The organism is Enterococcus olivae (assembly GCF_053760925.1).
Window position 1 is genome coordinate 151,041 of record NZ_JBSMVT010000003.1, and the last position, 15,484, is coordinate 166,524.

Below are 15,484 nucleotides of genomic sequence, written 5' to 3' on the forward strand. Positions count from 1 at the left end.
AAGATGGGAACGGATCGCTCTGTTCTTGTCTTTTTTATTTTCCCACGATTTAAAAAAATTTTCCGTTAGACCTGCCGATCCCTTAATTCCTGTTCTAAATAACCGATTCTTTAATTAAACAGGTTCAGGAGGAAAACGATGAATAAAAAATCTATCAGCAAGCCCATTGCTCTGATGTTGATCTCAGTAGGTATACTGCCGATCCTTTTTACGTTAGCAATGACTTTTTTCACCTCTACAAAATTATTAGAAAATCGGATCTCTAGTAGTAAAGAGAGCGCCGTTGCTTTACTTAGTCAACAAACAGAAACACTAAAGGAACATACGCAAAATAAATTGGCGGATTTTGTCATAGACCCAATCTTGACCCAATCATTCAGCGAAAGAAATATCCGCGCAGTTATCCTCAGCAAATACCAAGCCGATGCGACAATCACCCAAGTCGGCTTTGGTACGATCAATGGCGATTATGCCAGTCTAAGTGGAAAATACCCGGATAACTTTGATCCGAGGGTTCGTCCTTGGTATGAAGGGGCATTAGCAGAAGCGGGAGGCTTTTTCTGGGCGACTCCGTATCAAGATAACAGTACGGGTGAATATATCACCTCGGTCTCAACGATCGTCACAGACTCAAACAATGAACTGGCTGGTGTGGTATTTATCGAAGCTTCTTACGGGAACATTGTCGACTCCATCGCAAATATGGAAATTGGCCAGACAGGAAACATCTCCTTGGTTTCCGATTCAGGAATTGTTTTATTGTCTAAAGATGAAGAAACTGTCGGAACTGATATCAGTGAGACCCTTTACTTCAAAGAAATAGCGGCACAAGCAGATACTAGTGGTTCCATTTTGCTAGACAAAGAATCTTCCTTACAATCGCATTACTACAACAAAGGGGATGAAACGAACAATCTATGGGCAATTGCAGATGTTCAAAAAAATGAACTGTCCCAGGAAATCTACAGCTTTCTTTTTTCTGCCGGAACAGTCACTGTACTGACCCTGGTTCTGATACTTTTAGTTACTTATTTACTGGTCAAGTATGTCAAACGAATCATTGCCGTATTCATCCAGGCCTTCTCGGCAGTCGGTGCTGGAAAGCTACAAACGATCGATCCTAACAGTACAAAAATGAACACGACGAAAAAGACACAAAAACAAACGACCGAAAATGAGATCGATCAACTGGTTTCATCCTTCAATCACATGGTCAACAATACGACTGGCCTTATTTTAGGTGTCCAATCTGAAAGCAATCAAGTCGTTGATATGGCGAAAACCTTGACAGATGCGACAAGACAAACGACGATCGCTACAGAAGAAGTCACTGAAACGATCACGGAAATTGCCACAGTAACTAGTAATCAAGCCGGTGAAACTGGTAAAAGCGTTGATGAAATGGCCTTGTTGTCAGATAAGATCCAAGATATCGACCGCGAGATCGAAGTCGTCAATCAACGTATTGAAGCCTCTGCTTCATCAAACCAGGAAAACCTTGCCATCATGAACGATGTAGAAGATAACTGGGACAAAGAAATGAAAAAAATGGATTACTTGTTGACGAGTATGAATCAAATGGATACAGACATCCAAAGCATCAATAAAATCATTTCTGGTATCAATGATATTTCAACTCAGACGAATCTGCTTTCTTTGAATGCATCGATCGAAGCTTCACGGGCAGGCGAATCTGGCAAAGGCTTCTCGGTTGTTGCTTCTGAGGTCCGTAGTTTAGCCGAACAAAGCAAATCCTTTACGCAGGAAATCGAAGCCATCGTTTCCAATATTCAAAAGCAGTCACAAGATATGGTTGCCCAAACGGAAGCCTCTTTACAAGGAAGCCAGCAGCAACAGGAACTGATCAAGGCAGCCATTGCTTCCTCCAACACAATCTACACGAATGGACAAGAAGTACTTGAGTTTATTGCATCGATCCAATCTTCAAGCCAAAATATCGTCCACAGCAAAGATCAAGTCGTTGGTCTGCTTGATTCAATTGCTGCTTCTACACAAGAGAATGCCGCCGGTACTCAGGAAGTATCAGCAAATGCCGAAGAAGTTTTGGCAACTATGGAAGAATTCCAATCAAACATCCATCAATTGGAAAATATCTCCCATAAACTGCAACAATTGACCAATCAATTCGAATTATCCTAAAAGAAGAAAACTCCTCCCTGCAGCTTCAATTTGCAGGGAGGAGTTTTTTTGAGATTCGTATGATCAATTTTGATTTCTACTTCCTTCGTTTGCTACACCAACAGATCCTCGATTTGTGTCAAGACCCGTTCACCATCCATCAAACCATAGTCTGTCATTTTGATGATGTCTAAGTCCACCGACAGATTGGCGATTTTTTGGTAAGAATAGTTCTTCGTTGGACGGGCATGTGGCGCCAACAACAAGATATCGATTTTTCGCATCGCCAAATAGGTCTCTAATTCTAAAATACCGCAAGTGACGAGCTCTAGCTGCATTTGTTTGATTTGAGCTGCTTGTTGCATATATTTTAAAAAGAACGTTGCACTTACACCTGTCGTGCAGGCAAGCAAGATCACTTTTTTCTCCATAAAAATTTCCCCTTATCATCAACCCTAAAATGATTTGTATGTCAGAAATAATAACATTGAAAGCCCTTTTTTACCATTATTTTTGATTATAAAGTAAAAAAAAAGTATTTTTATATTAAGAAACTTAACATAAAAATACTTTTGATTTGATTGAGGGGTTTGTAATGCTCAGATCAATGAATCGGAAACACATCTAAAACCTAGATTGTTTGCCGATGACATTCCAGTATTTCCATTTCTAGCCGCGATGCGATATCTTTTACAGTAAGACTGGTGACATAGAAACGAACCGCCTCTCGTTGCATAAGATTCATCATCGATCGTTTGAAATTTCTGCCAGAAAAAAGAACCATTATGTGTTTGAAATTCGTTTAAGTCTATCTTAGCAGGATTGCAGCACCACTCCCACACGTTTCCAATAGACTGATAGATGCCGTAGCCGTTTGGTTCAAAAGATTTTACAGGTGCTGTGCTTGCAAATCCATCTGCCATCGAATTTTGTTTAGGAAAGTCACCCTGCCAAATATTGCAATGATACTTTCCATCTTTTAATAGCTCTGTGCCCCACGGATACTTGTCAAAGTCTGTGCCACCTTTTGCAGCCACTTCCCACTCTGCCTCCGTCGGTAGTCGCTTTCCAATCCACTGACAATAGGCAACTGCATCATTTCTAGTGACATGAAAGACTGGATGCTCTAGCCGATCACTGATAGTTGAATCTGGTCCTTCCGGATGCTTCCAGTCTGCACCTTCGACCGCATACCACCAAGATAAATGCGAGACGAGCTGACTTTTTTTCTTTGTTTCCTCACTCAAAAAATAATGGAAGACAAATGACCAGCCAAATTTTTCTGCTTCTGTTACATAACCAGTTTCAGAAGTAAATCGAAAAAAATCCTGATTGGTCACAGTGGTCGCATCCATAAAAAATTCTCCCAGCTCGACAGTTATTTGTGGTCCTTCTTTGTCAGGTTTGAATCCGTCTTTACTGTTTGTACCGATTTGGTAAGATCCTTTAGGAATTTTCCGCATGATTGCCCCCTCCTTTAGTTTAGCATGCGTGCTTAACGCTCGCTGCTCCCCATAGAGAACAAAGCGATACATCCATACCCTGTATGGCTGGCAATTGTCGGTCCTAATGGAAAACGAGTGACTGGAGTATCTGGATAAGTCGCTGCAAGCTGTTCCACCACTTTCACAGCTGTCTCATCGTCTCCGCTATGAGCCACGTACAGATGGTTCACGATCGATAAATCAATGTCAGTATTCGTTTCGCTGATGACCTTTTGGATGGCTTTGTTGCGTCCACGTACCTTGTCAACATTTTGTAAACGACCTTCTGCATCCACATTGATGATCGGTTTAACACTCAATAGACCACCGATCGCTGCCGCTGTTTTGGAAATTCGACCGCCTCGTTCTAAATGCTTCAAATCATTGACTGTTACCCAAGAACGCAAATGTCCTTTGTAGGTTTCCAGCCATTCGACGATCTCTGACAATGTTTTGCCTTCCTTTTGCAGAGCTGCCGCCTGTAGAGCAAGCATTCCCACACCTAAGCTAGCAGCTTTTGTATCTACGCAATGGATCTCCGCTTCCGGATACTCTTCTTTCAACAACTCCACTGCTTGCAGAGAACTGCTGTAAGAACCACTCAAGCTGGATGAAAAGCCTACATATAACAAAGGGGTCCCTTTTTCAACATAAGGACGAAAATACTCCATGTAGCGTCCTACATTGATTTGAGAAGTCGTCGGTTGCTTGTTTTCTTTTAATTGCTCTAAAAACCACGGATAGTCAAAGGTCTGAGCTAAATCATCGATATACTCTTTTCCTTCTAGATCCAACATCATCGGGATGTAGGCTACTTCTGCCTGATCCAGTACTTTTGCCGGTAAATCACAGCACGCATCGGTTATTATTCGAAACACTTTTCTCTCCTCCTACTATCGTTTGTTCCATTATACCAAAAGAAAGGAGGATCTATTAGAAATCCGATTTCCAATAAATCCTCCTCTTGTTTTTTTAAATTTGAGACCAAACACTTTCTAGAATGTTCGTTTGGTTACGGTCAGGACCCACAGAGAAGGTAGAAATCCGTACACCGACCAATTCAGAGACCCGACGAACATAATTACGTGCATTTTCTGGCAGATCAGCCAATGATTTGCAGCCAGTAATGTCTTCTGACCAGCCAGGTAATTCTTCATAGACTGGTTTGCAACGATTCAATTCTTTCAAGCTTGCTGGGTAATGGTAGATCAATTCTCCATCCAGTTCATAAGCTGTACAAATCTTGACTGTTTCCAACCCACTCAACACATCGATTGAGTTCAGAGAAAGATTGGTGATCCCTGATACACGGCGAGAATGACGCATCACGACAGAGTCAAACCAACCAACACGGCGTGGACGACCTGTTGTTGTACCGTATTCGCGACCCACCTCACGGATCGTGTCGCCGACTTCATCGAATAACTCTGATGGGAACGGTCCGTCACCCACACGAGAAGTATAGGCTTTGCAGACACCAACGACCTTATCGATTTTAGAAGGACCAACACCACTACCGATCGTTACACCACCGGCAACTGGGTTAGAAGATGTTACGAATGGATAGGTTCCTTGGTCGATATCCAGCATAACACCTTGTGCTCCTTCAAAAAGAACTCGTTTGCCTTCATCCAAAGCATCATTTAAAATCACAGAAGTATCTGTTACGTATTTTTTGATTTGTTGACCATATTCATAGTATTCTTCAAAAATGTCCTCAAACGAGATAGGTTCTGAATCAAACATTTTAACAAACTGACGATTTTTTTCTTCTAGGTTGATACGCAAGCGTTCTTCAAAAATTTCTTTGTCCAATAGATCCGCGATCCGAATACCTACACGAGCAGCTTTGTCCATGTACGCAGGACCGATCCCTTTAATCGTTGTACCGATTTTATTTTCGCCTTTTGCATCTTCTTGCAATTGATCCAGCTTGATATGGTAAGGCAAAATGACATGTGCACGATCTGAGATACGTAAATTCTCAGTGCTGACCTGGTTGTCTTTTAGATAAGCTAATTCTTTTACAATTGATTTGGGATTGACAACGACGCCGTTACCGATCACACTGATTTTTTCTTTATAGAAAATACCTGATGGGATCAAGTGCAGCTTGTACGTAACACCGTCAAATTTGATGGTATGTCCTGCATTGTCTCCACCTTGATAACGAGCAATGACTTCTGCATTTTCGCTTAAAAAGTCGGTGATTTTTCCTTTTCCTTCATCGCCCCACTGCGTTCCTACTACTACCACTGATGACATATGAATACCTCTTTCTGTTTTTAATGTATTCCAGAACTATTTTAACAATTTTCTGACTTTCTTTCAATGAAAATCGAACATTTAAAGAGCGAAAGGAGGATTTACACAGGAAAAACGAACGATTTAGTATTGGTTTAGTTTAGAATTTAACTGAATACATTTCCGTTTATGTTATAGTTTATTTATGAAGCACCCACTAACAATAGAATTGAGGGCTATCAAATGAACAAGACTGCAAAATGGGAAAATGAAAAAACACAATCGGTTGCTCTTAAGGCTAGTGATTCTCTGAAACCATCCATCGAGGAGAAAAAAGTAATCCTTGATTCATTGCAAGGAATCCTGTCAGATAAAAAAGAAACTTTCAAGGATTTAACTATCCAAGACTTCCGTCGAGAGCGCCGCTTGAAAAAAAGAATGAATTCTTGAACTCAAAGCTATTTTTTACAGTTATAGCAACTTGCCGATCCAAAAGCCTCCCTTATGAAATCAGCGTTAACACGGATTTCATAAGGGAGGTTCTTTTCTTTTTGATTTTTTCAATACTTCTCATAATTTTGATAAAGTTTTTCCAGTGCAGCCATTTCTTCTGCTAGTTTTTGACCGATATTGGTACTCTCAACCGTTGTCCGATCTTCTACTCTTTCAATCAAACGTTTGGTGGAATGGATATCTGTGCCTTGAGCCACCGACTCTTCCACGGAAGAAAATGGTTGATGAGCAACGAGCTGTAAGCCATAGCTGTTGGACAACAAGGTGTAGCCGGCCAATCCAGTTTCTTTTTGATAACTTTTAGCAAAGCCGCCGTCAATGACCAACAGCCGTCCCTTCGCTTTGATCGGACTCTCGCCTTTTTTGGCTTTGACTGGTGTATGCCCGTTGATGATATGTCCCGAAAGCGGCAAATGGAAGGTCTGTAGGATTTCCAGACAGACGCCCTCTTCATTGCGCAAATGGTAATAAGGGTTCTTTTCTTCTTTATGGGTCGCTTTGTCTTCGATGTAATAACGCTCAAAAGTAGTCATGGCATTTTTTCCAAACAGTGAGGAGGATTCCCCTGTCCATAAATACCATAAAAGATCTGTTGCCAGATCGTCTGGAATCTCTGGATGCTTGTAGCTAGAGCGTACCTGTTCTTCAAAGAAATCCAGCAGTTCTTTTCCAGAGTGCTGTTTTTGATTGATCCGCAGTGATTTAAAATCGCCATTTTCATGCAGCGGGATACATCCATGCAGAAGCAGGTTGCCATTATAGCAAAGATACATACTGCCTTTTTCCAACATAAAATCCGTATGACGCTGCAGCTTTTCAGAAGCTTGGAAAGACAAGACCAAACGATTCAGCAAACGTTCTTCTTCTTTGGTCAGTCGACAGGGATCAGCTGGATCAATTGTTGGCATTTGGAAATTCACCAGTGGATAGGTACGTCCCTTCAAGGTGATCTCAAGTTTCTCATAATCGATTTGAGGCAGCATATTTCGAGCATTCATACCAAAGGATGGTCGACGTTTGATCAACTGTCCCTCCAGTTTGAACTGCAAAATCGTGGTTGCCTGTTGAACAACATTCAAATGATCTTTTTCGACTGCTGTTAGTTCTTCATCGCCACTGTCGATCCGCGGGGCAAATTTTTCATTCGGTACATAATGGGTTTTGCTGTATTCGACTAGTGGACGAAGATTGATGCCGTAGCGGTCTTCCACGATATCAAGATTGCCATAGCGAGCACAGATTCGTAACAAGTTCATGATCGCGATCGGTGAACCTGCCATCGCTGCGATCCATACAATGTCATGATTGCCCCACTGGATATCGACCGAATGATGCTGGATCAGCCGTTCCATGATATGGTCTGGTGCCGGACCACGATCGTAAATATCACCGACGACATGCAAATGATCGACAACAAAACGCTGGATCAGCTCACATAGATCGGTAATCAAAGCCGAAGCCTGATTTAATTGGATGATCTTGTCGATAATTGCATGGAAATAACCTTCCTTATCTGGTTCTTTTTGTGATTCTGTCAGTAGCTCTTCAATGATATAGCTAAAGCGTTTCGGCAAGGCTTTGCGCACTTTAGAGCGCGTATATTTGCGACTGGAAAAATTGATCGTCTGGATCAATAGCTGGATTTTTTCTGCATACCAGTCCACACGCTCTTCTCTGGACAATTCGGCTCGATCCAGCTGCATTTTTTCTTCTGGATAATAGATCAATGTCGCCAGGTCATTGATATCCACCGAGGTTCCGGCAAAACACTCAACCAGCTTTTCTTTGACACTTCCTGAACCATTACGCAAGACATGATCGAACGCTTCATATTCTCCATGTACATCACTGACAAAATGCTCCGTACCTTTGGGCAAATGTAAAATCGCCTCTAAATTGATAATCTCAGTGACGACATTTTCCTTATTTTGAAATTTTTCTTTCAGCAAAGTATAGTACTTGTCTTCTGACATAAAATCACCTCATTTGATTAGTACTATACCAAAACCGCCTCACTTGTACAATGATAAAATACAAGTTTGTTTAAATTCTATTCGATTTTTTGAAAGACAGTGATATTCGAGAAGCAAAACTTTCTTCTCTTATACTAAAAAAGAGAATCAGACAGTGGCTCTTACACCACTATCTGATTCTCCAGTATCTTTATCAGGCAAATTCTTCACGTAATGAAAGAGAAGAAAATTTGTTGTATTCCTTGATGAACAGCAACTCAACTGTACCTCGAGCACCGCTCCGGTTTTTTTCAATGATGACTTCGATCACATTGTCGTTCTGCGGTTCTTCGCCGTTTTCATTCTCATCGCCTTCTCGTTGATAGTAATCATCACGGTATAAAAAGGCGACGATGTCGGCATCCTGCTCGATCGATCCGGATTCACGGATGTCACTCAATACAGGTCGTTTGTCTTGTCGCTGCTCCACACCACGAGATAGCTGAGACAAGGCGATCACAGGTACTTTTAGTTCCTTAGCCAGCTTTTTCAACTGACGAGAAATCTCAGAAACTTCTTGTTGGCGACTTTCACGTCCACTGCCTTCGATCAGCTGCAAGTAGTCGATCAGAATCAGACCTAAATTGCCTTGCTCCTGCGCCAATTTACGACAGCGAGCACGAATCTCAGAAATTTTGATCCCAGGGGTATCGTCGATAAAAATGCTAGCACTGGACAAGCTCCCCATCGCAATGATCAAGTTACGCCACTCTTCGTCGTTCAATTGTCCTGTCCGCAAATGACTGGCTTCAATCGAACCTTCCGCACAGAGCATCCGATTGACCAAAGATTCTGCCCCCATCTCCAAACTGAAAATAGCTACGGTACGATCTGTTTTGGTTCCGATATTTTGGGCAATATTCAAGGCAAAGGCCGTCTTCCCTACAGCTGGACGAGCGGCTAAAATGATCAGTTCTTCCTTTTGCAGACCCGCAGTCATTTTATCCAAGGCAGGATAACCTGTTGGTAGGCCTGTGATTGCTTCATTGTTTTGCGACAGCTGATCAATGTTGGCCATCGAACGGTTCAATACATCTCCAATTGCCTGAAATCCACTACTGTTTCTTTTTTCGGATACTTCAAGAATGCTTTTTTCAGCAGCGTCAACGATCGACTGGACTTCTTCATCCTGCTCAAAACCTTTGGTCACAATGCTGTTTGCTGCCTGGATCAAATTGCGCAGCGTGGCTTTGTCATCAACGATCCTTGCGTAATGAGACACACTAGCAGAGGAGGGAGAGGCCTGTCCTATTTCTGTTAGATAACTGATACCACCGACATCTTCCAAGGCATTGCTCTTCTCGATCTCTGCTTTCAATGTAATCAAATCGATGGCTTCATTACGATCATTCAATTGAATCATACATTGAAAAATGATTTGATGGCTCCGGCGATAAAAGTCGCGGGGTTCAATCAATTCCATTGCTTCGATCAGCGCATCAGAATCGAGAAAAACAGCCCCCAAGACGGCTTGTTCAGCTTCTATATCTTGTGGCGGAATCCGATCTTGCCAAACTTCATTCATAATCTCTACTCCTATATTTACTCAGTGCATTTATTCTACAATTATTCTCAGAAAAGCACAAGACAGATTCATTTGATGAATCTGCCTTGCTTTTGATTATTCACCGACCACATGTACTTTGATCGTTACGGTAACTTCTGGATGAAGTTTTGCCGGTACATTAGTGAAACCTAAGGCCCGAATCGGTTGTTTCAGATCGACTTTACGCTTGTCGACTTTCACTTTGTATTGTTTGTTCAACGCGTCTGTAATCTGTTTTGACGGGATCGAACCAAACAAACGACCATCTGCGCCAGCCTTGGCTTTGATCTCAACAACTGTCTCTTCTTTCTCCAAGAAGGCCTGCAGTTCTTTGGCCTCTTCCAGAATTTCAGCATCTTGTTTTTGCTTGGCTTTTTTCTGGCCCTTCATAGCAGCCATGTTTTCACGTGTTGCTTCCTTCGCTAACTGATTCTTTAGGAGATAATTTTGTGCATAGCCTGTTGGAACTTCTTTGACTTCTCCTTTTTTTCCTTTGCCTTTTACATCTTCCAAGAAAATAACTTTCATATTGACTGCTCCTTTTCTTTCATTCTTCTTAATTCATTAAATAGCATTTCACGGACTTTTTCAAGAGTTTCTCCTTTGATTTGTGCTGCTGCGTTTGTAAAATGTCCGCCGCCACCAAATACTTCCATGATGTTTTGCACATTGACTTTGCCGGAGCTTCGTGCACTGATTCCGATCGAATCGTCTAAACGTTTTCCGACAACAAAAGAAACTTCAACATCTTTGATCCCCAATAGCGTATCCGCTGTTTTGGCGATCGTGACGGTATCGTATTTTTTATCTTCTGACCCGACAGTTAACAAGATCTGTTTTGTCAGCCGTTCGCTGCGAGAAATCAATTCACTGATCTGCATATATGAATCAAAATCAGAACTTAACCAATGCTGAACCTGGGTTAGATCAGCTCCTTGATTTCGCAAATAACCGGCAATATTGAAAGTTCTGCCGGTCGTTCGTGCGGAAAATCGTTTGGTATCGACATAAATACCTGCTAAAAGCAAGGTCGCAATAAATTTCGGCAAACGATTATACTTACTGGACTGATATTGGATCAGCTCTGTCACCAGCTCAGAAGCAGAAGATGCGGCTGTTTCAATATAGGTCAGTAGGGAATGATCTGGAAATTCATTGCCTCGGCGATGATGATCAATGATCACGACTTTATCGAAAGCTTCATACACTTTCGGTGAGATAGACATGGAGGGCTTATGGTAATCGACCATTACCAGCAGACTGTCTTTGTCGATCTGTTCCAGCGCCTCTTTTTCTGTAAGGACCCACTGCTCGAACTCTGCATAATCCTCGATTGCTGAAAAACAACGCTCGATCTCTGCAGAAGCTTCTTCACGATTGATGATGATCGCACATTCTTTTTGACTAAATTTTGCCAGCGTAGCGACACCAAAAGCTGAACCGACCGCATCCATATCTGGAAAACGATGCCCCATGATAAAGATCTTTTGATTGTCTTTGAAAATTCGTTTCAAGGCCACACTCATCGCACGAGAACGGGTCCGCGTTCGCTTGAGTGATCCCTCTGTTCTTCCGCCAAAAAATTGCGGTTTGGCTTTGGGACTCGTGTCTTTCAAAACAACCTGATCTCCGCCACGCGCCAAAGCCAGCTCTAGATTGCTTTGAGCGATCTCGCCAATTGTATCTGTCGTATCGTCTCCATAAGCGATCCCCATGCTGACTGTCAACGACAGCTCACTATTGATATCAGCTTCTTTGACCCGATTCAACAATTCAAATTTTTGTTCCTTCATCTTCTCAACCGCGGCGAGACTCGTAACAAAAAAATAGCGTTCTGCATTGATCCGTTTGTAAAAAATATGATAGTCAGTGGCCCAGTCAGAAATAACTGTCGTAATGAATGTATTGAGGTATGAAATGTTTTTGTCATCCATCTTATCAATGATATCATCATAATTATCCAAAGAGATGACCCCGATTGCTGTTGTCATATTTTTACTCCTTATTTATTTCTTTTAATTCGTTCGAAATGCCGTATATCCTCCCACTCATTTGGAAAATAGTCAGTGGGAATGATACCCTTTTCCTGATGCTTTATTTCTGTGCTTATTTACCAACAACACCTGAAATATACGTTAATAGTTTACCATAAAATGTGGTATAACGCGATTTTCTATCGTTTACGGAGTGTGACAAACAGGAGAATTCTTACTTTGATCGAATCGCAATCCAACTTTCTGTTTCTTTGTCCTTATTGATCATAAACTCAGGTGAAAAGGCTGGTTCAAAAGAAGAAGAAGGAAACCATTCCGTATAGATTCTGGTCCAAGTATTAGAGATTTCTTCCCATTCACCGATTGCTGTAAAAACAACCCATAAAGTATCCTTAACCGCAACACCCACTAAATCATCAGGAATTTCATCAACAGGAACACCGACATAAAAATCCTGTACATAAACATCTCCTTTTTCAGCATATTCTGATGAGAAATACAGCGGACCTTTGCCAAAAAGTTGATTGTTGACAGCATCCAGACGTTGGTAGTGCGGTTCTCCCAGACTTTCTAACAGTTGGATGATCTCTTCTGATCGTCCATCCAAATCTGCAATTGCCTCCACATAATATCCCGTCAGTAAAAAGGCTGGTTTTTGAACAAAACGATAATGTAGGGGCTCTTCCCCTTGAATATCTAATTTGAAAAATAGTTTGGGATAGGTTTTTAAAGGACTGTGCAATACTCTTGCTTCGGTTGGTGTGACACCATGCAACTGTTGAAAAGCTCTTGAAAAAGCATCCGGGGAAGTGTAGCCGTATTTCAAAGCTATATCGACTACTTTATCATCTGATTTTTTTAATTCAAAGGCTGCCTGCGTCAAGCGGCGTTTTCGAATATATTCACTTAAAGTCATTCCCGATAGAGAAGAAAACAAGCGTTTAAAATATTGTTCCGAAGTTAAAGCAATTCTAGCAATTTCCTGATAATCAATTTCTTGATCTAAATGCTCTTCTATATAATTTAAGGCTTGATTGATAGGATACAATTGATTCATTCAGCTCACTTCCCTTCTTTTATCTTCTAGTTAGTATAGCATTGAATAACATCATTTAGAGGCCATCGACTAAAATTGTTCCAAAGAAGTCGGACAGGCACTGCTACTTTCTTTTATAATTGTTATCATTAGTAGAAAGGATCGATGCATTTGGAAAAACAAGAGTTAACCTATTCTGAACAAGAAGAACAAAAGAAAGGAAAAGTAAAAAAACAAACATTGGTAGCCACCTACCAATTAATCCGCAAAGCTAGAATTCCTAAACTTCTCTTACTACTCTCTATTATATTAAGTCTAGGGGGGGCATTGCTTGGTTTGTTTGTGCCTTTACAAACTGGTCATCTGATTGATGTGATCGGACAAGGCACGATTGATTGGTGGCTGATTCTCACACTACTTGGTCTTTTCTTAGCTGAAAATCTACTAGGAAGTGTCTCTTGGTACTTACTAGCCTATATCGGGCAACAAGTACTTTACAACATCCGAGAAAAACTTTGGAAACAAGTTTTAGCACTCCCAGTTTTGTTTTTTGATAAATACCGTTCTGCAGAAACCATGAGTCGAGTGACCAACGACACCAATGAGATCAACCTATTATTCTCCAATCATTTAGTGACACTAGCAGCTAATATGATCACGGTTCTTGGAGGAATCTTTTTACTTTTTCGGATCGACTGGCAAATGGCTATGATCATTTTATTAGCTGTACCACTTGGTATTTTAGCCATCACGCCAATTGGAGGAAAAATGTATCAAATCTCGATCGATCTATACTCTAAACTGGCAGAACTCACTACTGTCCTGACCCAAACGATCAGTGAGATTCGTTTAGTCAAAGCCAGCAATGCTGAAAAACAAGAAGAACAAAACGGATTGAGTAATATGAAACAATTACTTCAGTTCGGTTTAAAGGAAGCCAAGATCAACGCTATTTTACAACCATTAATGTCAACGATCATGTTATCCATGCTGGTCCTTGTCATAGGTTATGGAGGTGTTCGAGTCGCTTCTGGAGCCATCACAGCAGGTGAACTTGTCTCCTTCATCTTACTTATTTTTCAAATTATTTGGCCGCTCTCTTCATTTACCGGCTTCTATACGCAGCTACAAAAAGTCATGGGAGCTGTGGAACGATTGACCGTTATTTTGGACCATCCTTCTGAACATCAAACAACTCGAAACAAAACTTTGCACGCCAATCAGGATTTAATTTTTAAAAATCTGTCCTTTTCTTATGTGCAGAACAAACCTGTATTGGAAAATCTGAACTTTACAATTCCTAAAGGAAAAGTCACTGCGATTGTTGGACCAAGTGGAAGTGGTAAAACAACCTTGTTTTCATTGATCGAACAATTCTATTTACCAACAACAGGTGAGATTTTGTATGGCGAAGAAGCGATCAAACAATTGGACTTAACAAAATGGCGTGAGAAAATCGGCTACGTTTCTCAGGAGAGCTCGCTTGTTGATGGAACGATTCAAAACAATATCTGTTACGGACAAACCAAAACGTTTACTAAAGAACAGATTGAACGGGCAGCTAAAATAGCCTATGCTCATTCTTTCATTGAAGATTCTTCTGAGGGGTACAAGACTCGCGTAGGTGAACGGGGCATGCAACTTTCTGGAGGTCAACGCCAACGAATTGCCATCGCCAGAGCCTTTTTACGAGAGCCTGAGATTCTTTTGTTAGACGAGGCGACCGCTAGCTTAGACAGCGAATCCGAACAGAAAATCCAACAAGCTTTGGACAAGCTAATGCATCAAAGGACAACCTTAATCATCGCTCATCGCCTATCCACAGTTGTAGAAGCAGATCAAATCATCGTTTTAGAAAAAGGTAAAATTACTGGTGTAGGTACGCATAATGAACTGTTGGAGCATCCATCGTACGCCAATTGGGTCGCCAAACAATTCCATACACAATCCTAACTAAAAAAGCTTTGAGAAACGAATCTCAAAGCTTTTTTTGCTATTCAAATAGTTACTACGATTCCGATGGTCGCCTAGTACTGTTTCTCACTATGAATCCTAATTCATTTAATTGATGGCCTCTAAAAATTTTACAAGACTCTTTAAAAGATATACGAAAGTAGTAGTATGACGATTCAAGAAAGAAAATTAAAAGAAGCTTTTGCAAAGAAAGAAACCAAAGATGAACATCAAAAAAAATGGGAGATGGTTACGACTAAATCCGTACAAAAGCATGACAAACTATACAAAGCCTTGGTGACAAAATGAGTGTCTATTATTTACCGACTGAGGATATATCAAAAGTAAAGGACTCTAGCTCTAGCCGTTGTCTTGAAAATCTAAATAAGCATAAAAAAATGAAAACCTTTCTCAAAAATAAGGTCTTCATTTTTTTCACTAGTGTTGCATTAAAATTATAACCTATTCCATGAAACAAAAAAATCCTTTATACTAGCACTTGGATGACTTATCCAAGACCAATAAAAAGGACCAAAGCATGGATAAGTATAAAACAAATTCTG

General features: G+C 40.9%; 13 protein-coding genes. 4 read left to right on the forward strand and 9 right to left on the reverse strand.

Going from position 1 to position 15,484, the window contains the following annotated elements; all coding sequences use genetic code 11:
- The first annotated feature begins 138 nt into the window (after nt 1-138).
- Nucleotides 139-2,160, forward strand: a complete 2,022-nt coding sequence (locus ACWODM_RS04135; protein WP_455320108.1) for a methyl-accepting chemotaxis protein — start codon at nt 139-141, stop codon at nt 2,158-2,160.
- Between the two features lie 92 nt (nt 2,161-2,252).
- Here ACWODM_RS04135 and ACWODM_RS04140 read toward each other — a convergent pair whose 3' ends face one another.
- The 4 genes from ACWODM_RS04140 to ACWODM_RS04155 form a co-directional block, all read right to left on the reverse strand.
- The gene (locus ACWODM_RS04140; RefSeq protein WP_455320109.1) at nt 2,253-2,570 is read right to left on the reverse strand and encodes a hypothetical protein; all 318 of its coding nucleotides are present in this window, start codon (nt 2,568-2,570) and stop codon (nt 2,253-2,255) included.
- Between the two features lie 168 nt (nt 2,571-2,738).
- The gene (locus tag ACWODM_RS04145; RefSeq protein WP_455320110.1) at nt 2,739-3,602 is read right to left on the reverse strand and encodes a formylglycine-generating enzyme family protein; all 864 of its coding nucleotides are present in this window, start codon (nt 3,600-3,602) and stop codon (nt 2,739-2,741) included.
- A gap of 32 nt (nt 3,603-3,634) precedes the next feature.
- A complete protein-coding gene (locus tag ACWODM_RS04150) occupies nt 3,635-4,501 on the reverse strand; it encodes a DegV family protein (RefSeq protein ID WP_455320111.1) in 867 nt (288 codons plus the stop codon).
- Nucleotides 4,502-4,595: 94 nt separating this feature from the next.
- Nucleotides 4,596-5,888 (reverse strand): adenylosuccinate synthase, encoded by a 1,293-nt coding sequence (locus ACWODM_RS04155; protein WP_455320112.1) that lies wholly within the window; start codon nt 5,886-5,888, stop codon nt 4,596-4,598.
- A gap of 222 nt (nt 5,889-6,110) precedes the next feature.
- On the opposite strand from ACWODM_RS04155, the gene ACWODM_RS04160 reads away from it, so the two are divergent.
- Nucleotides 6,111-6,317, forward strand: a complete 207-nt coding sequence (locus ACWODM_RS04160) for a hypothetical protein (RefSeq protein ID WP_455320113.1) — start codon at nt 6,111-6,113, stop codon at nt 6,315-6,317.
- A 110-nt stretch (nt 6,318-6,427) separates the two neighbouring features.
- Here the strand turns inward: ACWODM_RS04160 and ACWODM_RS04165 are convergent, their stop codons facing one another.
- The 5 genes from ACWODM_RS04165 to ACWODM_RS04185 all read right to left on the reverse strand — a co-directional run bounded on the left by ACWODM_RS04165 (nt 6,428) and on the right by ACWODM_RS04185 (nt 12,989).
- The gene (locus tag ACWODM_RS04165) at nt 6,428-8,353 is read right to left on the reverse strand and encodes a fructose-1,6-bisphosphatase (RefSeq protein ID WP_455320114.1); all 1,926 of its coding nucleotides are present in this window, start codon (nt 8,351-8,353) and stop codon (nt 6,428-6,430) included.
- Between the two features lie 193 nt (nt 8,354-8,546).
- The gene (dnaB, locus tag ACWODM_RS04170; protein WP_455320115.1) at nt 8,547-9,917 is read right to left on the reverse strand and encodes a replicative DNA helicase; all 1,371 of its coding nucleotides are present in this window, start codon (nt 9,915-9,917) and stop codon (nt 8,547-8,549) included.
- 96 nt (nt 9,918-10,013) lie between these two features.
- Nucleotides 10,014-10,466 (reverse strand): 50S ribosomal protein L9, encoded by a 453-nt coding sequence (gene rplI / locus ACWODM_RS04175; RefSeq protein WP_455320116.1) that lies wholly within the window; start codon nt 10,464-10,466, stop codon nt 10,014-10,016.
- Nucleotides 10,463-11,929 (reverse strand): DHH family phosphoesterase, encoded by a 1,467-nt coding sequence (locus ACWODM_RS04180; protein ID WP_455320117.1) that lies wholly within the window; start codon nt 11,927-11,929, stop codon nt 10,463-10,465. Before ACWODM_RS04180 ends, rplI begins: the two co-directional genes overlap by 4 nt.
- 217 nt (nt 11,930-12,146) lie before the next feature.
- Nucleotides 12,147-12,989 (reverse strand): AraC family transcriptional regulator, encoded by an 843-nt coding sequence (locus ACWODM_RS04185; protein WP_455320118.1) that lies wholly within the window; start codon nt 12,987-12,989, stop codon nt 12,147-12,149.
- Between the two features lie 150 nt (nt 12,990-13,139).
- Between ACWODM_RS04185 and ACWODM_RS04190 the strand changes: the two genes are divergently transcribed.
- Complete coding sequence (locus ACWODM_RS04190) at nt 13,140-14,921, forward strand: ABC transporter ATP-binding protein (protein WP_455320119.1); 1,782 nt, start codon at nt 13,140-13,142, stop codon at nt 14,919-14,921.
- A 168-nt stretch (nt 14,922-15,089) separates the two neighbouring features.
- Entirely contained in the window at nt 15,090-15,230 is a 141-nt protein-coding gene (locus ACWODM_RS04195; protein WP_455320120.1) for a hypothetical protein, read from the forward strand.
- Nucleotides 15,231-15,484 lie beyond the last annotated feature (254 nt).